At 37.2% G+C, this 20,735-nt stretch carries 15 protein-coding genes and 1 pseudogene; 3 read left to right on the forward strand and 13 right to left on the reverse strand.

Going from position 1 to position 20,735, the window contains the following annotated elements; all coding sequences use genetic code 11:
• Positions 1–76: 76 nt before the first annotated feature.
• The 11 genes and pseudogenes from BC008_RS36470 to BC008_RS50875 form a co-directional block, all read right to left on the reverse strand.
• Positions 77–1,072 carry a ParB/RepB/Spo0J family partition protein gene (locus BC008_RS36470; RefSeq protein WP_235595996.1) on the reverse strand — a complete coding sequence of 332 codons (996 nt, stop codon included), beginning with the start codon at positions 1,070–1,072 and terminating at the stop codon, positions 77–79.
• A complete protein-coding gene (locus BC008_RS36475) occupies positions 1,069–1,842 on the reverse strand; it encodes a ParA family protein (protein WP_027841231.1) in 774 nt (257 codons plus the stop codon). The genes BC008_RS36470 and BC008_RS36475 overlap by 4 nt, the downstream gene beginning before the upstream one ends.
• Positions 1,843–4,101 carry an SF1B family DNA helicase RecD2 gene (gene recD2, locus BC008_RS36480; RefSeq protein ID WP_027841230.1) on the reverse strand — a complete coding sequence of 753 codons (2,259 nt, stop codon included), beginning with the start codon at positions 4,099–4,101 and terminating at the stop codon, positions 1,843–1,845.
• A gap of 40 nt (positions 4,102–4,141) precedes the next feature.
• On the reverse strand, positions 4,142–4,585 hold the full coding sequence (locus BC008_RS36485; protein WP_027841229.1) for a ParM/StbA family protein: 444 nt from the start codon (positions 4,583–4,585) through the stop codon (positions 4,142–4,144).
• Positions 4,586–5,659: 1,074 nt separating this feature from the next.
• Positions 5,660–6,328 (reverse strand): hypothetical protein, encoded by a 669-nt coding sequence (locus tag BC008_RS36490; RefSeq protein WP_027841228.1) that lies wholly within the window; start codon positions 6,326–6,328, stop codon positions 5,660–5,662.
• Positions 6,329–7,048 carry a hypothetical protein gene (locus BC008_RS36495; protein ID WP_058184404.1) on the reverse strand — a complete coding sequence of 240 codons (720 nt, stop codon included), beginning with the start codon at positions 7,046–7,048 and terminating at the stop codon, positions 6,329–6,331.
• 56 nt (positions 7,049–7,104) lie between these two features.
• Entirely contained in the window at positions 7,105–8,280 is a 1,176-nt protein-coding gene (locus tag BC008_RS36500) for a tyrosine-type recombinase/integrase (RefSeq protein ID WP_036264720.1), read from the reverse strand.
• Between the two features lie 994 nt (positions 8,281–9,274).
• The gene (locus BC008_RS36505; protein ID WP_027841227.1) at positions 9,275–9,838 is read right to left on the reverse strand and encodes a DUF6444 domain-containing protein; all 564 of its coding nucleotides are present in this window, start codon (positions 9,836–9,838) and stop codon (positions 9,275–9,277) included.
• On the reverse strand, positions 9,835–10,014 hold the full coding sequence (locus tag BC008_RS51815; RefSeq protein ID WP_058184406.1) for a hypothetical protein: 180 nt from the start codon (positions 10,012–10,014) through the stop codon (positions 9,835–9,837). Before BC008_RS51815 ends, BC008_RS36505 begins: the two co-directional genes overlap by 4 nt.
• A pseudogene (locus BC008_RS51820) lies at positions 9,996–10,393 on the reverse strand (IS5-like element ISAva5 family transposase); the annotation flags it as partial. The gene BC008_RS51815 and the pseudogene BC008_RS51820, both read right to left, overlap by 19 nt.
• 115 nt (positions 10,394–10,508) lie before the next feature.
• Positions 10,509–10,745 (reverse strand): hypothetical protein, encoded by a 237-nt coding sequence (locus tag BC008_RS50875; protein ID WP_058184408.1) that lies wholly within the window; start codon positions 10,743–10,745, stop codon positions 10,509–10,511.
• Positions 10,746–11,006: 261 nt separating this feature from the next.
• Here BC008_RS50875 and BC008_RS36520 point away from each other — a divergent pair, with 261 nt between their 5' ends.
• Positions 11,007–11,729, forward strand: a complete 723-nt coding sequence (locus BC008_RS36520) for a CHAT domain-containing protein (protein ID WP_058184410.1) — start codon at positions 11,007–11,009, stop codon at positions 11,727–11,729.
• A 13-nt stretch (positions 11,730–11,742) separates the two neighbouring features.
• Positions 11,743–15,579, forward strand: a complete 3,837-nt coding sequence (locus BC008_RS48910; RefSeq protein ID WP_058184412.1) for an NACHT and WD repeat domain-containing protein — start codon at positions 11,743–11,745, stop codon at positions 15,577–15,579.
• A gap of 549 nt (positions 15,580–16,128) precedes the next feature.
• Here the strand turns inward: BC008_RS48910 and BC008_RS36530 are convergent.
• Together BC008_RS36530 and BC008_RS36535 are read right to left on the reverse strand one after the other, a co-directional pair.
• Positions 16,129–16,899: a class I SAM-dependent methyltransferase gene (locus tag BC008_RS36530; RefSeq protein ID WP_058183526.1), complete on the reverse strand. Its 771-nt coding sequence runs from the start codon at positions 16,897–16,899 to the stop codon at positions 16,129–16,131.
• Between the two features lie 138 nt (positions 16,900–17,037).
• Entirely contained in the window at positions 17,038–17,808 is a 771-nt protein-coding gene (locus BC008_RS36535; protein ID WP_058183527.1) for a class I SAM-dependent methyltransferase, read from the reverse strand.
• Positions 17,809–18,167: 359 nt separating this feature from the next.
• Here BC008_RS36535 and BC008_RS36540 point away from each other — a divergent pair, with 359 nt between their 5' ends.
• Entirely contained in the window at positions 18,168–20,396 is a 2,229-nt protein-coding gene (locus BC008_RS36540; RefSeq protein WP_058183528.1) for a filamentous hemagglutinin N-terminal domain-containing protein, read from the forward strand.
• Positions 20,397–20,735: the final 339 nt, after the last annotated feature.

Genomic DNA, 20,735 nt, shown 5'->3' on the forward strand with positions numbered 1-20,735 from the left:
TAAGCTACCCCACGGCTGCTAGAAAGCGGGGGCTTCCTTGCTTTGATTATCGGTGAATATTACCTTTAATTTTTTACTAGTTTTGTTCTTGGTCTAAAAGTGTTCTAATTTGATTGAGGAGTTTTTCTAGGGTTTTCTTCTTTTTGGGATTATTCCAAACTTTAGAATAACCCAGTTGTTTACTTAATTTCTTGTATTCTTCTTTAAGGGATGGTGTAGTAATACCCTTATTTTGTGCCAGGATATCTTTTACTCGTTGTTGAATATCATTTAAAGATAAGTTATTCTCAATTGCTTCAATGAGCAATTGTTTGCGCTCATCTTCAATTTTAAGTTTTGCAATTGCTCGTGCTTTAGTATATTCTATTTTTCCAGATGCTAATGCTTCTTGGATCTCCTGGGGAAGATTCAACAGAGGTAGGCGATTTACTCGAAAAGATTCAGGAGAAAGCCTGCCAATGTAAGCAAAAATACTGTTTATTAGTTCAATATTTTCTGTGGGTATAAGATTATCTGTTTGGTTGTTTTTTTTCGAGCGGATAACGTTATCCGCTTTTTGGCGATTAGCTTTTTCTATACGATGAAGTAGGCTAACTACCTGGGTTTTAGTCATTTTTAGCTGCAGTGCTAGTAATTCCAAAATTCCGATAGTTTCCTCATAGGCATTCAAATCTTCGCGCTGAAGATTTTCAATTAACCTTACTTTTTTGAGAGTATTTTCATCAATTTCCTTGATGACACATGGTAATTCAGAAATTTCTGCAATTTCTGCTGCTTTGAAGCGACGTTCTCCAGCAATAAGTTCATAGTAGCCATCATTTAACTGACGGACAACCAAAGGTTGAAGTATACCGACTTCCTTGATTGATTGAGAAAGTTCTTCAAGTTTTTTTGGATCAAAATACCGCCGGGATTGATTGGGGTCTAACTTTATTTGCTCAGCAGAAATGATTTTATTGGTTTGCTCAACTGAGTTTTGTTCAGAAAAATCAGAATCTTCAGCACCAAACATTAAATCAAGGGGTTCGACATGTTTGAGCTTTGTATTATATGCTAGATTTTTTTTGCTCACGATTTTATCTCAAGTTTGTCTAATTCTGTAGCAATTTTTTTCATTTCTTTTACAATTGGGTGTTTTTTATCATATATCGCAAGTGGAATTCTGCGCTCGGATGCATCTGCAAAAGCGATAGATTTCCGAATAGCAGGATATATTGTTGCAATTTTTGAAAGTTGTTCCTTTATTGCATCCAATGTACGACTTTCTTGTGCTGTGCGAGCATCTAGCATGGTAGGAATAAAGCCAGCAATTTGCAGATTTTTATTAAGTTTTTTCTTCACACGAGCAACAGTATTGAGGAGCAGGTCAGTACCAAGGAAAGATTTGAACTGACATTGGATAGGTACAACCAAGTGAGTTGCAGCAGTTAAGCTAAGGATACTCAAAACTCCCAGTGATGGTGGAGAGTCAATTAAGATAAAATCATAATTATTTTGGATAGGTGCAAGGGCTTCAGCTAAGCGATATTCCCTGGCAGTCGCGGCAGGTAAAAGTAATTCAGCTGCACTAAGGTTTATATTAGTGGGTGCAAGCTGCATAGAGTGAATTGTTTCGGGAAGAATAAATAGTGGTTCTTCGTCAATAATCGCGTTATAGATGGTTTTTTCTTGTGTTTCGGGATCTATTCCTAAGAAATTGGTAAGGCTAGCTTGTGGATCCATGTCAACTAGCAGAACTCGGCGTTTCTTGAGTGCGAGGTGATATCCAAGATTTTGAGTAAGGGTAGTTTTGCCTACCCCTCCACTTTGGTTGAATAGTGTAATAATACGTGTTTTACTCATTTATGTTTTATAAGAAAATTGCTCTGTTGATGCTTTAATTAATCGTTGTTGCAATTGAGTGTAACGTGGTTTTTGGTTTACAGAACGTACAGCCATACCAATAGCTTTTTTAGAACCAATGATAATTGCTAATTTTTTAGCACGAGTCAACCCAGTATAAAGCAAGTTCCGTGACAGCATGACAAAGTGAGTTGTGTACATTGGGAACAGAACAACGGGATACTCGGAACCTTGACTTTTATGTACTGTGACAGCCCAGGCTAGAGTTATCTCATTCAAATCAGCAAAGTCATAAATAACATCCCTTCCTTGGTAGTGAACAACCAATTCTTGTTCTTCAGTGTCGATGGTATTGATAAATCCCACATCCCCATTAAATACTTCTCGCTGGTAGTCATTGGTAAGCTGAATAATTCTGTCACCCACCCTGAAAATATTCCCGCCTCTACTTACTTCCACTTTTTCTGGATGAGGTGGATTAATTAGCTCCTGCAAAACATTATTAAGATTACGAGTACCTACAAGACCCCGTGACATGGGACATAAAACTTGGACATCTGTACTGGGATTAAAACCACGCTCTGGAATAAAATCATTAATCAATTCACTAATAGCTTGTACACCATGTTCTGGTTGATGTCCACCACCATGCCACAAACAGTCAGTTTCTGGAATATCAGAAATTGGTTCAATTGTGGGGAAATAACCGCGATTGATTTGGTGGGCAGCACTTACAATTGCACTGGTTGCAGCTTGGCGGAATACTTGATTCAAACGCACGATTGGTACAATACCTGAATTTATCAAATCACAAAGTACTCTTCCTGGTCCCACTGGTTCGAGTTGGTCGCTGTCCCCTACCATCAAAAGTTGAGAGTCTGGTGCTAAAGCTTTGATTAAGGAATGTGCCAAAAATAAATCCAACATACTGGCCTCATCTACTATCACTGCTTTTTGTGGTAGTGGATTATCCTTATCTCGCTTAAAACCCATGGTTTTTGGATCAAATTCTAAGAGGCGATGAATGGTTAATGCTTCCAGTCCTGTCATCTCACCTAATCTTTGTGCAGCCCTGCCAGTTGGCGCAGCCAAAGCAATGGATTTACCCATTGCCTTCCACAACTCAACAATGGTTCGGGTACAAAAAGTTTTCCCGCAACCGGGCCCACCTGTAAGTATCATAAATTTAGAGTAAGCCGCTGTTTCTACAGCTTGTTGTTGCTGTGGAGAAAGTTGGATTTTACGGGATGAGGTAAATCGGGCAATCCAATTTTGGACTCTAGGCATATCCCTATTCACCTGATGATTCAAACGATGCTGGATGATAGTAGCTAAATTTTGTTCTGTGTGGAAGAAGGTTGGTTTATAACATAGTAGCTCTTGGTCTGGTGCTCGTTCTCGAATCAGTTCATCTAATTTACTCATATCTTGAATGATTTGAGTAATGGTAGATTCCTGTGGTTGATGTGATTCAGTTTTGAGCAATTGAGAAACATTTTGGATCAATTCAGGTTGTGGTAGATAGCAATGTCCATCTTCTGCAGCTTCGCTAAGTACGTGAGTCATTCCTGCACGATAACGAAATTCAGAATCGGGAGCTACACCCAAATTACGGGCAATCTTATCAGCAGTAAGAAAGCCAATACCGTAGATATCACTTGCTAGTTGATAGGGGTTGTTAGTTACAATCGCAATGGCTGTATCGCTGTACTTTTTATAAATTTTTACAGCATAAGTAGTAGAAACACCGTGGCTTTGCAAAAATATCATCACTTCTTTGATGGCTTTTTGTGTCTCCCATGCTTTCTGAATCATGGTGATACGCTTTTTCGCAATGCCATTAACTTCGCTTAGGCGTTCAATGTGATGTTCAATAATATCCAGAGTTTCTAGCCCAAAATGGGTAACAATACGTTTTGCAGTTACCGGACCAACACCTTTTATCAGACCACTACCTAAATATTTTTCTATTCCCGTGAGAGTTGAGGGTTTACTTTCTTTGTAACTGTTAACTTGAAACTGTGGACCATACTGGGGATGTTCGCGCCAAAACCCGGTTAATTGTAGCGTTTGTCCAGGTTGAATATTAGCAAAGCTTCCTACTATAGTCGTTAAATTTCTAGTTCTGGGTCGTTGCAATCGCGCTACAGTATAACCCGACTCTTGGCTATAGAAAGTCAGACGTTCCACTACACCCGTAATTGTCTCCTGTCTGGGAGTTGCATTTATTTGTTGTTGGTTATCAGGTGTAGCTGACATATTTACTACTGATAAACATGTGTCTAATATATAGTTTATGTTAAGAAAAATCAGCTAAATCCAAATCTAATTCTTCTTTAGGTTCTTGATTAAGATTGTCCTTAATTTGTTGCTTATTTGTTTTCCAAGCGTGAGAGCTAACAACTACGCGACTGACGAGAACTTTAGGGAGTTCTCCAATGTGGGCCAGTGCTCCAAAATATAGTTTTTCTATCTCATCAGTTTTTCCAGTATTGCGATCGACTGTTCTTAAAAGCATCTGTCTGCTAATCAGTGCACCCTCACCAACAACAAATTTCTCGTTCTCAAGCTCAACAGAACCTAGACCATCTGAAGCAAATACGTTTTTTGCACGATAACTGGGAACTCTTTCGTAAACATTATCTCCAGCAACTTTAATATTCCCATTGCCAATGTCAAGTCCAAAATAATAAATCATCTTCGGTCTACCTCGTCTGGGCATTCTTTCTACTCTTGTTTGCATGTAATATTTAAAATATGCGCCTTAGAAATTTTGCCTGCATATCAAACTCTATTTTTGAGGGAGATGGTCCCGTGCTAGATAAGCAGGATACATGACATAGTAAATACAATGCAAATGCTATGTAAAAACTTAAAATATCGGACTCAAATCAAAATAAATTGATGAAATAACACATAGTATTTACTATGCAATTACTATGCATGAAATATATTTCGTCCAAAAAGTAAAAGTAATGAATATAAAATTTAATTATTATCCAAAATTTGAATATTTAAGGTATTAACAATATTATTTAACCGTATTTTTTATTTAAATGTTATACGATGCTTTTCAAAATGTTATGAGAAGAAAATTTAATAAATCCAAAATAGAGAAATAATTATTTGAAATTAGTAGCTAATAGATAAATAAATAGATTAATTTTCAGTTATTACTAAATATGTGATTTTGGATTATGGAGATAAATCTTAGGTAATAGAGGTTTTGGATCTAGTATTGCCAAGAGAATATAGCTGTAAGTCTTGCTAGTAAAAGATTTGCGCTTTCTGTTCTCTTCTTATAAACTCAATATTTACAGGTACTAATTTTAGAATAAATTAGATATGTCAAAATATTTTGTTATACAATTAACAATATTTATATCGCATTTTACGCTAACTACTATTAATAAATAGAGGGTAATCAAGTTTTATTCGGTGGATAATTGGAATTATAAAAAATATTATGCTTAAGAGATTAGAAATTTTAAATAATTATATAAATTCCAAAAATTAATGGTAAGTGTATTTAGATTAGAGTAATCAATAAAGCAAGGGTACTACAATTTATTGATTTTTCAGATATTAATAATAGTTATTTTGAGTATATTTGAGAACTTCAATGTACTGAGGCAGTGTCAGAAACTCGTTTGTGCAGCCTGTCGCCGTTACGCTGCGCTCCACTTTGGACGCGCTTACAGCGAACGTGGCGCAGCCGCGCGTCTTCCAAATAATTTTTTCCAGCGCTGCCCAGTTATCCACTCACAAAAATAAATTTACTCATCGGCAGCGCAAAAAAATGATTTGCGACCGGCTTTTAATCTGCGGGTACAGAATCCGGACTTTTTTGTGAAACCATGTCAGCATCGGATGTCGAATTTTCTAGGGAGTTAGCTTTTCTTAAGAGATCGAGTCTTTGGCATCCTCTACGCCACGGATGCTTTTGATCTTCCGAACCAAAGGGGTAATAAGTCACCCAGATACTACCATCTGCAGTCTCATACAGAAACTTGATTTCAACGGTGTACTCACCAAAATTGCAAGTATTAATTTTGATTTTCTCTCCAACAACAAAGGTTTCTCCATTTTGGTTAGTTGCTGTTTCCAAATTCTTATATGGTGGTGGAGAGGATTCTTTCTTCTGGAATTTTTTGAGCTTGATTGCAGGTTTAGGCTTGGAAGTCTTATCAGTTTTTTGGTTGTCGGTTGTTGACTTTACTTGTTGCTTTTCGGTAGTAGGTTCACTTTGAGAAGAACTGGCAGATTTGAGTTCAATAATTTCTGTTTTTTGGTCTACTGCATCAGAAGAATTTGGCACTTCTTCAAGTTGAGAAGAACTGGCAGGCTTGAGTTCAATGATTTCTGTTTTTTTGTCTACCGCATCAGAAGAACTTGAAGCTTGTTCAAGTTGAGAAGGACTGGCAGGTTTGAGTTCAACAATTTCTTGTTTATCTGGTTGGGACTGTTTTGATTTTTTCTTGGACATTTATTTAGATATAGGTTTTTTGGGTTTTGGATTCGGTTTTTGATTAATTTTTTTATTACCTTGAGGGCGACTTCCTTTCTTCTTGTTAAACGGCTTTTTATTAAAAGGTTTTTTGGAAGGGTCAGAAATAGGAGCAATGTGTTCACCAGACTGAATTAACAGGTCTGTGCCAACACGGCGCACTTTAAATTCCCAGAAGCTTTTGAGAGATTTTGGTGGCAAGTAACCTTGGAGCTTGAGTTTAAAGAACTTGGGTGGTTCACCTTTCTTTCTTGGTGATTGTCTGATTTTTACGATTACTTTACCAGTGGTAAAATCCTGATAGACTACTTCGCCTTGTACAGAAAAATCATCAACTTGATACTGTAGATCCGTTGGTTCTAATTCGGGATGTAGAGTTTGAGGTTCCCAAATACCAGTGATTTGTACGTGCAGAGGTATCTCTGATGATTCTTCCTTGGGAGTTTTGGGATAAACAACCCAAATATGTTCCTTGTCCAGATCGATTTTTGATTTAACCAAGCTGAACATTTGTCCTTTGACCACAGCATCAATCAAAGTTCTGTCTTGAGTCATCAAGATTCCTTGTTGAAATTCCTCAGCACTGGGAATATACCTTGCCATCAGCAATCCAATTGCTCGGTACTGCTGTTTTCCAGTAGGAGATTTTATTGGTTGTAAGGCGGTGGTTTCGGACTGTTCTTCGGTAGTATTGGTCATCAAGCTGCGGACAAGTTTTTTGTTCTTTAGGAAGAAGACATTATCTCATCTTTCAATTAATTTTTGGTAATTGGTAAAGGTGGTGTAAAAACATAATTGCAATCCTTACAACGAAATCGCTGATGCATTTGACCATCAGCCAATAACTCAAACCCATCTGTAAGAAGTTCTTTAGATTTACAGTTAGGACATTTGTAAGTTGAACCTTTATAAACTTGCTTTTTCTTCTTTGTAGTTGTGTTCTCAGAAGATTGATTGCTTTTCAAAGGAACTTTTAGTAAATCGATCGCACGCTTTTTGGCATCTTCACCACGTCGATCGTATTTACTTGTAGTATTTGGAGAAGCGTGACCAGCAAGCTTAGATACAGTAACAATATCTGCTCCTGCATCCAATAAATTGCCAATAAAAGTCCTTCTAAAATCATGGGGCGTAAAACCATGTACGCCAGCACTTTCTCCACGCCGCTGCAAAGCCCGTAATATGCCCTGATCACTCATTCTTCTGTACATAATTCTATGGCCTTTGGTGAGAGGATAAAAAAGTGGCCCTGGTTCTTTACCTCTAACCAATAACCAATCTTTAATGACAGTTATTCCATAGGAGGGTAAGTATACAATTCTCTCAGTATCTCCTTTTGTTTCAAGGATTATTAAGGAACGAGAGCGGGAACTAAAATTTTCCAGGTCAAGATTTGCAATTTCGCTGCGTCGCAACCCAACCGTTAAAACTCCCAGTAATGCCGAATCTCTAGCTCCTAAATTAGAATTATCTTTTAAACAATGTTCCCAAAGAATAGAAATTTCCTTATCATTGAGTGCTCGTCCTTTGAGTAAGCTTTTACCACGTACAGAAGGGATATCAACAGCCCGTGCATAATCCTCCCTGTTCATCAACTCCAGACGCCAAGCTTCTTTGAGAGTCCTTCGCAAAGCAGCAATCATTTTATTCGCCATTGCTGGGCTGTATTTTTCCATTAACATAGAGCGAATTGCGCTCGTGTGTTGATATCTGAGTTTTGACCAATCCAGACCGATGGCATCACAGGCATTATCCGTTAACAAACCGGCAATCTTATTTAATGCTTGGCGCATTGTCCGCCGAGAACCTTCACTCAAAGAACGCAAATAAACTTCTGCCGGATGTAAGAACAAAGGTAGTGGTTGAGTTAACATCAATGACTCGGAATTAAAATAATTACCATTGATGCTTCGCAGATTGTCATCAGACATCGGACTTATTTAGGCGAAATAACACAATATATCTTCTTACATGAGTAAGGCCTAGCGAGGTGAATATTTGTTGCGAGAAGGGGTATTCTCTCCATCTATTGCAGATATACTACCTCTTACGCTTATAATCTCTCTAAAATACTTCAACCCGATCTATTATTCCTAAAAATCTAATTTTTCTAGATTCCTACAAAAATTCCTAAAAATTTTCAAATTCCTAAATTTATACATTAAGCTTTTCCGTAATCAAACTTTATGATGCACTGAAAAAAATTTATCTAGGTTTGCGCATAAAGTATTCACGTAATGCAGGGCGAAAATGTGTCGCAGATAAAGTGAAAAATTCCGGCACAATTTGCCTGTATAAAATGAATGCGGATAAGATAAAAATTTCTGCAACGTTCACTCTGGCATTTCTATGTCCGTGCCACGAAAAAATAAAGGTTACAGCTACTCGTTTTCATTTTATGCACAAAAAATTTTCAACTTAAGTACTTAGGCATTAAAAAACCGTTCGCCACGGTCATTGGCGCGTACTTCGCCAGCCTTGTCCCAGCCCGCAAGGCTGGGACGACCTCCACGTTCGTTGCGCAGCAGCGCGTTCAAGAGACTTTGGAAGAAAATTAGCTAATAAAGGCTGGCGAGAAACGCGCCGGCGTGGCGAACGGTTTTTTCCCGCCGGTCTACTTACATCAAAAACTTTTAGGTAAACTCAACTCCGGCTGTAAAGCTATTGGTTCCCCTTTGACAAGGGTTCTGGAAAACTTTTCCATCTACTGAATTTATTATATGGAAGGTTTCCGTATAATAAATAGTTAGCCAGATTTGATCGCTGATACCTACTAATACCCTTACACCTATCTCCAAAAGCCGAGAACATAATGAGATCTAGATTCAAGGAAAAGAATCCCAGTTTGGCACTATCAATATCACTAATAATTTTGGGCATAGGATTGGTGGTCGCGCTAATTTTGGTCACACCATGGATAGGTAATTACGTTTTTGCTAATTTATCTGATTCACAGGCGACTGTTATAGGAGCATTCATTGGAGCACTCTCTGGCATTCTAGGAGTTGTAATATCGGGAATTATTGGTCTAAGTGCTTTCACCTCAACAGGAAAACTTCCTTGTATGGTTGTGTTACATTTCGGACACTTTTTGACTGTGACTTGATGTTGAGTGACGATTATGACTGGTGCTGGTATATCGAATACTTGTCGCTTGATAATTTTTTCTACTGCTACCCCCCTGACATCACATCCACATTTACCACATGAACATGGTGTTGGCTGTTCTATTACTTTATCCGGGTGCAATACTTGTTCTAACGTTTGACCCCTATGGCCAAATTGTCCCCCAGATGGACGTTTCCCTTTTTCTCGTAAACTTTTAGTCCTAATCTGTGTCTTTTTTTTCAGTCTGTCACTTGAAGGTGGCTTTGAACTGTTTTGACTATAACGTCCAAACCGTCTCTCAAGCTCTGCTATCTTTTCACGCAGCGCTTTGTTTTCTTCCTCTAACCTTTCAATTTTTTTATCTTTTTCTTCTGGACTCATGCAAGAACATTAACATAATTGCGTACGTCAATGGAATAATCTGCCTCAGCCCTACCTAGGGAGTTACGATAAAATTCTATTTTCTGCTTTTCATTTAATTCCTGTTTTCTTTTTTTCTTATGAGGAGTAGTAATATTTATACCACCTTGATATGCCTTATCTGCTTCAAATTCCAATCAATTTTGAAACAATTTTGCTCAAAGCCCTCTTGTGTTCTCGCTTGCCAACCACTTTCGGGTAAAACTTTCCCTACCAAGTCAACATTTAAAAATCGATTTACTATCAACTAAGTTTTGAGCATCGATATAGCCAGTATCTACAATATGTTGTTCTGGTAGGAGATTATTTGATGCTAAACGGGTATGAATTGCTGATGTCATCTCAATATCTGGACTAGTCGCAGCTTCCATTTCCATTTCCACATTAATAATTAAGCTTGGCAGAGTTTGGTCACAAGTTTGCGGTCAAATGCATCTTATAGCCAGTCCAATTGATTTCTCGCTTACTCGAATTGCGTGCGTCAACATCATAGGGAGATTCAATCCGTAATTTATCATCGCCTGAGGGGCACCGGACGGTGAACGGCTCGTTCGTGGCGCTAGCCGCGCGTCTCCCATGCCGCGCGTCTTCCAAGTCAGAAATAGGAAGTCAGAAGTTTTTTAGTAACAAATTAATTGGTTAACTTTCTATTTCTAGGGGAAAAAATTGGGTTTAAGACCCCCGCTAAAAACTTTAGCGGTATAGGCGTTACTGGCGGGTTCAATCCCCCAGTAAACTGGCAATTCTGACTTGGGGATTTCTGACTTATGACTTCTTGAATCGGTGGTAAGCTATCTTGTTCTCGCCAGTAAACTTGTTCAGATTGGATATAGTATTTTTGTACCCAAACCACACGTAATGTTTCCACTGATGGAATTTGCAACAGCCAATTAGAGTTTGAACATTCATAACTAGCTTCCAGTAGAAACTTACACTCACTTTTACATTAAACCAAGTCGGCTATGATACTCAATTCCCTCAGAGCAGCTTTATTGCAAGGTTAAGGCTTATGTTTGTGCGATATGTAGTAAATGCTACCTATTTTAGAGTATAATTTTACGGAGAATCTTCTTTTTGGTCTATACCAAAATTTCAACATTTTTTCCTAGTACATATTTAAAAAATCACTGTGAAGAAAATCCTCATCCTCGGAGCTAATCCCAAAAATACAACTAATCTACGTTTAGATGAAGAGGTACGAGAAATCAAAAAAACACTTCAACTATCTCTCAATCGGAATGACTTTCAAATCATCACTGAATCAGCGGTACAAGTTGATGATTTAATCCGTTTTTTATCTAACCATCAACCAACAATCGTTCATTTTGCAGGACATGGCTCTGGTGCTGATGGATTAGCTTTGGAAGATGATTCTGGGCAGATGCAACTGGTAAGTACAGAAGCCCTAGGAAAGTTATTTAGTTTGTTTCAACATATTATTGAATGTGTTTTGCTCAATGCTTGCTACTCAGAAGTTCAAGCTACTGAAATTCATCAACATATTGATTGTGTGATTGCGATGAATAAAGCGATTGGGGATAAAGCGGCAATTAAATTTAGCATCGGATTTTATACTGCTTTGTGGTCTGGAATGAATTATAAAGATTGTTTTCATATGGGTTTTACAAGTATTGATTTGCAGGGAATTCCTGAGTACTTAACCCCTGTAATTAAAATTCGGCAACGCAATCAAGGAGAACAGTCAATAAATTCTCCAATATCTGACGAAGAACCTGTTGGAAAACAGACAGTCAATCAAACAAATCAAAATCAAACCAACATAGCAAGTGGAAATACTGTCAGTGGAGATTTTAACTTCTCACCAAAGCAAGAAGGAACCAAAGATACTTAAGCAATAGTGAAGTATGAGTCGACCAAATCCTAAGCATAAATCTCAGAAACAAAACAACCTTGTTAAGAAGAATACTGTTGGTGGTAACCTTATTTTTGCACCTCAGCAGATTGATACATATATCGAGACTCAGATAGTAGAGATTTCGGTTGATAAGATTACTCATCAACCACTAATTAAGACTTCTCCTTATAAAGGAATTAAAAGATTTAATTTGGGAGATAGAGAATACTTTTTTGGCCGTGATGCGCTCATTGCTAAATTATTCAATGCAGTCAACGAAAGTAGCTTTAGCTTGGTTTTAGGTGCTTCTGGAAGTGGTAAGTCATCAATAGTTCGTGCTGGGTTAATTCCTGAACTTAAGAAGTCCTTAGAATCACAAAAATTTTATGATTTTATCTTTACACCTAATCAAGATCCTTTTGAGTCTTTATATCGCTGTTTACTTAGTGAAGAAAAGGATTATCGCTTTAGTGAATCAGATGTTGATTTTGTTAGAGAAGGAAAAGATAATACACTGCCTCAATTGATTAGTAAATTGAAGAAAAATGAGGAACGGTGGTTTATATTTATTGACCAATTTGAACAATTATTTCTTAATATTGATCCAAAAAAGCTAAATAGTTTTATTAAAGGAATTACTCAGGTTGCCAAAAAAGGAGATAGTTCTGTCAGAATTGTGTTAGCAATGCGGTCTGACTTCTTGGAACAGTTTAGTTTTTACAAAACTTTAGGTGAAATTGCAAATAAAAATAATATACATCTAGTTACTGAGATGTATCCAGATGAGCTACGACAAGCGATTGAGCAGCCAGCAGCTAAAAATGGAGTGGTATTTGAAAAAGGATTGGTTAAACAAATTATTAACGAGGTGGAAGGACAAAAAGGTTATCTTCCTTTACTACAATATACTTTAGATTTACTCTGGCAAAAGGAATGTACAACTAAAGCTGCTGATGGTTGTTTCCATATTGAAGACCGCACTTTAAATAAGGCAAGTTATACAGATCTAGGAGGAGTAAGAGGTGCACTACAAAAGCGGGTTGATGAAATATATACAGGTATATGTGAAAAAAATGAAAATGGGGAATTAATTACCAAACAGATATTTTTGAAGTTGGTAAATATTGTTGAATCGGAATCGGGCAGTAGAGCAGTAAGTAGACGAGCTTACTACAATGAATTTGTTGGTGAATCTGTAAAAAATACCCTTAAGACTTTTGTTAATGAGAATTTACTAGTAAGTAATTATGAATATTCAAATCAAGAACAATTATCGATTGGAACCCCTAAAAAATTAACACAAAATGTAACAATTGAAATAGCTCATGAGATTTTACTTTCGTCCTGGAATAAATTAAAATCCTGGTTGGAAGAAGAAAAAGAAGCGATTATATTAAAAAATTGGTTAGCTACCGAAGAAAGAAGGTGGTCCAAAGTTCGAGAAGAGAATAAATCTAAGGCATCTGAAGAACTTTTGAAGGGTTCAAGATTAGACCAGATATTAGAATTTCGAGATAAGAATGCTTTTGAAAAACTTGGTGGTTTAACTGAGAAAGAAAATCAGTTTATTGATGCTAGTGTGGGATTACGTGATAGAGAATACAAGCAACATGAACGGAGAAAGTTATTTACTATCTCAGGGCTGACTTTTGTTGCGGTCATATCCTTGATTGTTACTGGTATTTTATGGTGGCGTTTAGATATAAATAAAAAAAATGCGGATTTAATTATCCAAAACATTAACCTTGAAGAATTATGGTTGAGTAATGCTCCTCAACTGCAAGCTCTAACAGTAGGTATTGAAATTGGGAAAGAAATTAAGAAAGAGAGTAAAGCAACACCAGAAACGCGAATGCGGGTGGCAGCATTGTTAAGGGAAATAGTTTATGGCATTAAAGAACATAATAGTTTAGAAAAGCATAACAATTGGGTCACAAGCGTAGCGTTTAGCCCCGATGGCAAAACTATTGCTTCTGCAAGTAGGGATAGTACCGTAAAGTTATGGAATTTGCAGGGACAGGTAATGCAAACCCTAACAGGTCATGTGAAGGGTCTGACAAGTGTAGCATTTAGTCCTGATGGCAAAACTATCGCCACTGCAAGTTGGGACAGTACCATAAAGTTATGGAATTTGCAGGGTCAGGTGATTCAAACCCTAACAGGTCATGGCGAAGGAGTCACAAGTATAGTATTTAGCCCCGACGGTAACACTATCGCTTCTGCTAGTGCTGACAGTACCGTAAAGTTATGGAATTTGCAGGGGCAGGTGATTCAAACCCTAAAAGGTCATCAAGAAACAGTCAATAGCGTAGCATTTAGCCCTGACGGCAACACTATCGCTACTGCAAGTTGGGACAATACCATAAAATTGTGGAATTTACAGGGTCAGGTGATTCAAACCCTAACAGGGCATATCGATTGGGTTCGTAGCATAACATTTAGCCCCGACGGCAACACTATTGCTACTGTAAGTAATGACAACACGGTAAAATTGTGGAATTTGCAAGGGCAAGTAATTCAAACCCTAACAGGGCATAGCGATTCGGTCATAAGTATAGCATTTAGCCCTGACGGCAACACCATCGCTACTGGAAGTATGGACAAGACAGTAAAATTGTGGAATTTGCAAGGACAGGTGATTCAAACCCTAAAAGGACATGGCAAACAAGTTTTTAGTATAGCATTTAGCCCCAACAGCAACACCATCGCCACTGCAAATGCGGACAAGACGGTAAAATTGTGGAATTTGCAAGGACAGGTGATTCAAACCCTAACAGGGCATAGTGACCCGGTCATAAGTGTAGCATTTAGCTCCAACAGCAACACCATCGCTACTACAGATACGGACTACACCATAAAGTTGTGGAATTTGCAAGGACAGGTTATTCAAACCCTAACAGAGCATAGTGATTCAGTCATAAGTGTAGCATTTAACCCCAACAGCGACACCATCGCTACTGCAAATGCAGACGACACCATCAAGTTGTGGAATTTGCAAGGACAGGTGATTCAAACCCTAACAGGACATGGCAAACAAGTCTTCAATATAGTATTTAGTCCTGACGGTAACACTATCGCTACTGCTAGTAGGGACAATACCATAAAATTGTGGAATTTGCAGAGGCAGACGATTAAAACCCTAACAGGGCATGGCGAAGAGGTCAATAGCATAACATTCAGTCCCAACGGCAAGACCATTGCTACTGCAAATGCAGAGACGGTGAAATTGTGGAATTTGCAAGGAAAGGTTATTCAAACCCTAACAGGACATAGCAAACAAGTCTTTAGCATAATATTTAGCCCCGACGGTAACACTATCGCTACTGCTAGTAGAGACAAGACTGTAAAGTTGTGGAATTTGCATGGGCAGGAAATTAAAACACTAACGGGACATAGCGAAAAAATCAATAGCATAGCATTTAGCCGCGACGGCAAAACCATCGCTACTGCTAGCAAGGATAAAACCGTCAAGTTGTGGAATCTACAGGGGCAGATGATTAAAGCCCTAAGGGGACATAGCGAGGGGATCAATAGCGTGGTATTCAGCCTCGACGGCAAAACCATCGCTACTGCTAGTGACGACAAAACTGTGAAGCTGTGGAATTTGCAAGGACAAGCTATTAGAACCCTAACAGGACATGACAAAGCAATCGCAAGTGTAACATTTAGTTCCAACGGCAAAACCATCGCTTCTGCTAGTTACGACAAAACTGTGAAGTTATGGAATTTTGATTTGGATGACTTACTGGTGCAGGGTTGTAATTGGGCACGGGATTATCTAAAGAATAATCCCAATGTCAGTGAAGAAGATAAGAACTTATGTGATGACATTGGTAATAAAAAATGAAGCTTGTTTGAGATGGAGGTGTTGCAAAGGTGTTGGTATCAACTTAAATTCAATACCCGTGAATGAAATCGATAAGCAACAAAAAATCTAACAACTAAAGAATTCTATTAAAATGAGTTTTTTATTAGGAAATATCCAAATAAAATCGATAAATGCTGATTAATAATTGACGAATATATCAGATTATTTATTAATATAAAATGATAAAATTATGAGTATATTTTGGCAATTATATTTCATTGATAGCAAAGCAAATTTTTGATTCGATAATGACAATTAAGTACATAGGCATAAAAAACCGTGAACGCCACTAAAACCTTGCTTTCTTTTTTCTTGCACACTGAGGCAGAGCTACGAACAGATTTTTACAGCACTTTGCAAGTAAATGAAGTACAAAACTATATCCTTAAACTCTTGTTATATCAGCATTAATGTCCGTTTGAATCTACCTCACCAACCTGAAATATGCTGTAAATTAATTTTTTAGCATACTAAGTACCGAACAGCCTAAAGTAATTAATTTTAAATACTCTAGCTGCCTTTAGATATCTATTTTTTTTGAGCGAATAAAAGAATAGATAAATATGGTCTATTAATAAACCCTCCATGATTATTTAATATTTGTTCGACGATATTAGATATATTATTTTTTTTATCTTCATTGAAATCTTGATAAACTGTTCGAGTTTTCAATAAATTTAGATATTGTTGTGAATCATAATTAATAGACCAAGGATACTGTTTCACCAGCAATTTTTTGAAACACAAACTATTATTAATCCAATTTTCTCTTTTTTGTATTAGTGAATCAATTGAGGGTGGGTTGTATACCATTTGTGGTGCATACTTTTTAAATGCTTCATTGAGTGATTGAAATGCTGGAGTATCAGCTAAAGGGGAAAAATTCCAAAAAAATGCAATATGACCATTTTCTTTCAAAGTTTGTGCAACTTTTGGATAGCCAATTTCACGATCAACCCAGTGAAAAGCTTGAGCGGATATTGCTAAATCAAAGTATTGTGGTTGCAATTTCCAATCCTCAAAAGTAACTGTCTCAAATGTGACTGTTGGATATGAAGACATGTTTTGCTTGGCGATCGCAATTAAGTTAGGACCTGGTTCCAAACAATGGATAGCGTAACCTTTTTGAGCAAATGGAATAGTTCCCTGACCAGTACCTGTACCAATATCTAAAATTGAAGCTGAGTTTTTTAGCTCAGCCAAATGAATGATATCTTCAATCAATTGTTCTGGATAAGTAGGGCGTGCTTTATCATATATTTGTGCAACTTTGTCGAATGATTGACTACGCTTTTTCATCTTTTTTAGTAACGTAAATAGTGATTGACAGCAAAACCTAATCCAACGGTTGTACCTTACGGTTCACTTTCAACACCTTGTGTTGATTCTCAATAAAAAAATAATTAATTTTCAATACCCGGCTGTGTCTTTAGGTGCCTATATTTTTTGAGCGAAGAAGAGGACAGATAAATAGGAAAGGGTAATAAATCCCCCATGATTACTGAATATTTCTTCAACAATATTAGATATATTATTTTTGTCGTTATCATCAAAATTTTGATAAAAAGTTTGAGTTTTCAATAAGTTTATATACTCCTTTGAATCGTGGTTAATAGACCAAGGATACTGTTTCATAACTAAATTTTTAAAACACAAACTATTATTAATCCAATTTTCTCTTTTTTGTATCAATGAATCAATTGAAGATTGCTTACTTGAGACTCGGGTTACATATTTTTGAAAGGCTGATTTAAGTGATTGAGTTATTGGAGTATCCACTGAAAGAGAAAAATTCCAAAAAAATGCAATATGACCATTTTTTTTTAAGGCTTGTGCAACTTTTGGATAACCAATTTCACGATTAACCCAGTGAAAAGCTTGAGCAGATATTGCCAAATCAAAGTATTGTGGTTGTAATTTCCAATTCTCAAAAGTAACCGTCTCAAATGTGACTTTTGGATATGAAGACATGTTTTGCTTAGCGATCGCAATTAAGTTAGGACCCGGCTCCAAACAATGTATAGCGTAACCTTTTTGTGCAAATGGGATGGTTCCCTGACCAGTACCTGTACCAATATCTAAAATTGAGGCTTTATCCTGAATAGCAGCCAAATGAGTGATATCTTCAATCAATTGTTCTGGATAAGTGGGGCGTGCTTTATCATATATTTGTGCAATTTTGTCGAATGATTGACTACGTTTTTTCATATTGTTTAGCAACGTAAATAGTGATTGGCATTTTGGCAATTTAATGTCTCTTGTTTAAGATAGCAACTATTTATCTCCATATTTAGTGGTAACCATTATCCCATGAATTAATATCTAAATTTGTATATATTTGCAAAAAAAATTGACATTCAAATTTTGACACTTTATTGTGATGTATTGATATCAAAACACTGAATTAATTAATTTCATTTGATAATAGTGAAACTGTACAAGCTTGCACAGATTATCTTAGAATAAGCAAAAATCAAATCTGTAAAAGATAATAGATATTGAGGATGAGAAAAAGTCGTTTTTTTTGGCTTATAAGATGTAGTTTTTTGTTATCTATATTAAATCCAATGCCAAGTGTGGCACAAATTGTTCCAGATAACTCTGGGATCAAATCCAAGATAAGCCGAGAGGGAAATACAAATATCATTACTGGGGGAAGTCAAGCAGGAAATAATTTATTCCACAGTTTTGAAAAATTTTCTGTACCTAATGGAGATAGAGCATTTTTAAAAAATGACTTAGATATTGAAAATATTTTGATTCGAGTCACGGGGTCATCTGTTTCTCACATAGATGGGTTACTCCAAGCGAATGGTAAGGCTAACCTGTTTTTCCTTAATCGGAATGGTATTTCTTTTGGTGCAAATGCTCGGTTAAATATTGGTGGTTCGTTTATTGGTAGCACCGCAAATAGTATCAAATTTGCAGATGGCAGTAGTTTTGATGTTAACTCTTCTAAAGCAGAGACACTTTTAACAGTTAGTGTACCGATTGGTTTGGGTTTTGCAAGTAATCCAGGAAGTATTGGTGTTGTTGGTGATGGAAAAGGTATAAGAAAAAGTTTAAAGCTAATAGATACTACCACTGGTTTACGTGTCCAGCCAGATAAAACTTTAGCTTTAGTGGGTGGTGATTTGGTATTCAAGGGCGCAACCTTGAAAACAGCAGGAGGACGTATTGAATTGGGTAGTGTAGTTAGCTCAGGTTTAGTAAAACTAACTCCGAATAGTAAAGGCTGGGCATTAAGATACTCCCAGTTCCCAACTTTTGGAGACATACGTTTGTATGAAGCCACCGCAGTTGATGCCAGCGGAAAAGGTGGCGGTGATATACAAATACAAGGTAAGAGCTTGAATTTAGAAAGTGGATCTCAAATTGAGACAAGTACACTGGGAGGAGGAGTAGGGGGAGTATTAAGGATTCGTGTTTCAGATTCAGTAAATTTGATTGGATCGTCAAAACTTCCATCTTTCGTTAATACCAGTATATCCAGTTTAGTTTATCCAAAAGCTGCTGGTAATGGTGGAGATTTAAAGATTGAAGCGAGGTGGTTAAATATTCGTGATGGAGCAACTATAGCTGCTGGTACTTATGGTTCTGGAAATGCTAGTTCGGTGGAAATATTAGCTCGTGATGAAGTGACATTGAGCAGAAAACCAACAAGGCGTGGAGGTAGTTCAATATCAAGTTCGGGGTACAGAGGATCTACTGGAAATGGAGGTAATATCAATATTCAAACTAGGCGATTAATTTTGCATTCTGGTGGAATAATGTCATCAGGTTCTTTTGGGGAAGGAGTGGGAGGTGAAATATCTTTAAAAGCCTCCGAAGAAGTCAAAGTAACTGGAGTATCTTTGACTGGTAATTCTCCCAGCAGGATATCGACTAGAACAGTAGGGCGAGGAAATGCCGGAGGTGTATCGATAAAAACTAAAAAATTAACCTTAAGCGATGGTGGTAGGGTTGTTATTGGTGGCGAAAAGACAGCAAGTTTTGTAACTTCCATTAAGCCAGGAAAAGGAAATGCTGGATCTTTGCGGGTCGAGGCTAACAGTATTAAGTTAGAGAAAGGTAAAATATCATCTGCGACTGCAAGAGAAGCAGGAAGAGGTACAGGAGGAGAAGGAGGAAATATTTTTTTGAAATCTGGTGACTTGCAATTAAGTAATAGCGAAATCACAACAAGTGCCGGGGGTAGTGGCAACGGTGGTAATATAAAAATCGCAGCAGAAGCGATCGCAATTCTCAAAAACAGCAGTATAAGAGCAAATGCCATTAGAGGAAACGGTGGCAATATAAACATCAAAGCAACAGGATTGTTCGTTTCTCCTGACAGTTCAATCACAGCGACTTCAGAGAGAGGAGTAGACGGGATAGTAAATATTGATACTCCGAACCCGAATCTTTCTGGAGCAATTAAGCCAGTGGTAGAAATAGAAAATAATTCCAAGCCACGAGTGCTCTGTGCAGTAGAAAACGATGTTGTAGACAGAGCAGCAGAAGGAGAATTTTACATTTTTGGTGCCAACATTGGACCGAGTCCTTTCGACATTCTTGATGATGATCTTGGGTGGCATGATACTACAGACACAAATCAAGAAACTTCCCAAAAAGAAACAATTGATGTTAGTGATCCACCAATGGAAGAATACTTAGAAGCGCAAGGTGCGGCGTGGAATCCAGATGGCACAATTCGGCTGACAGCAAAGCCTAATCCAACAGTTGTACCTTATGGTTCACTTTCAACACCTTGCGCACAGCAGCAAGCATCTGAAAATATAGCAAATAACAAATAAATAACTTTTCATGATGGATAGGCTTTTCAGAAAACCTATTAATTTTTTGCAGGGTGTTGTTGTATTCTTGTTTGTAATCACAAACTCACCAGCCCAAGGGCAAATAAAACAAGAATATTTACCTCAATCTCAATCAAATCAAATTCTTCAGTTAGATGGAAATGTAAACAAGCCTGTACAATTCAGAATAAAAAAATTTGAATTTAAAGCAATACCTTCGCCAATTTACGAGGATGAGTTGATGTATAAACTCCCATTTTTACGATCTTTGGCAAAAACAATAAGTCTTAAAAATTCCTTCACGGTTTTGCGCAAGGTTATTTTTAACGTATTGCCTAC

Source organism: Mastigocoleus testarum BC008 (genome assembly GCF_001456025.1).
Taxonomy (GTDB): Bacteria; Cyanobacteriota; Cyanobacteriia; order Cyanobacteriales; family Nostocaceae; genus Mastigocoleus; species Mastigocoleus testarum.

Bases quoted from the DNA above. Each gene is read 5' to 3' on its own strand.
- BC008_RS36475 (WP_027841231.1), bottom strand. From the start codon at position 1,842: ATGAGTAAAACACGTATTATTACACTATTCAACCAAAGTGGAGGGGTA.
- recD2 (WP_027841230.1), bottom strand. From the start codon at position 4,101: ATGTCAGCTACACCTGATAACCAACAACAAATAAATGCAACTCCCAGA.
- BC008_RS36485 (WP_027841229.1), bottom strand. From the start codon at position 4,585: ATGCAAACAAGAGTAGAAAGAATGCCCAGACGAGGTAGACCGAAGATG.
- BC008_RS36490 (WP_027841228.1), bottom strand. From the start codon at position 6,328: ATGTCCAAGAAAAAATCAAAACAGTCCCAACCAGATAAACAAGAAATT.
- BC008_RS36495 (WP_058184404.1), bottom strand. From the start codon at position 7,048: ATGACCAATACTACCGAAGAACAGTCCGAAACCACCGCCTTACAACCA.
- BC008_RS36500 (WP_036264720.1), bottom strand. From the start codon at position 8,280: ATGTCTGATGACAATCTGCGAAGCATCAATGGTAATTATTTTAATTCC.
- BC008_RS36505 (WP_027841227.1), bottom strand. From the start codon at position 9,838: ATGAGTCCAGAAGAAAAAGATAAAAAAATTGAAAGGTTAGAGGAAGAA.
- BC008_RS48910 (WP_058184412.1), top strand. From the start codon at position 11,743: ATGAGTCGACCAAATCCTAAGCATAAATCTCAGAAACAAAACAACCTT.
- BC008_RS36530 (WP_058183526.1), bottom strand. From the start codon at position 16,899: ATGAAAAAGCGTAGTCAATCATTCGACAAAGTTGCACAAATATATGAT.
- BC008_RS36535 (WP_058183527.1), bottom strand. From the start codon at position 17,808: ATGAAAAAACGTAGTCAATCATTCGACAAAATTGCACAAATATATGAT.
- BC008_RS36540 (WP_058183528.1), top strand. From the start codon at position 18,168: ATGCCAAGTGTGGCACAAATTGTTCCAGATAACTCTGGGATCAAATCC.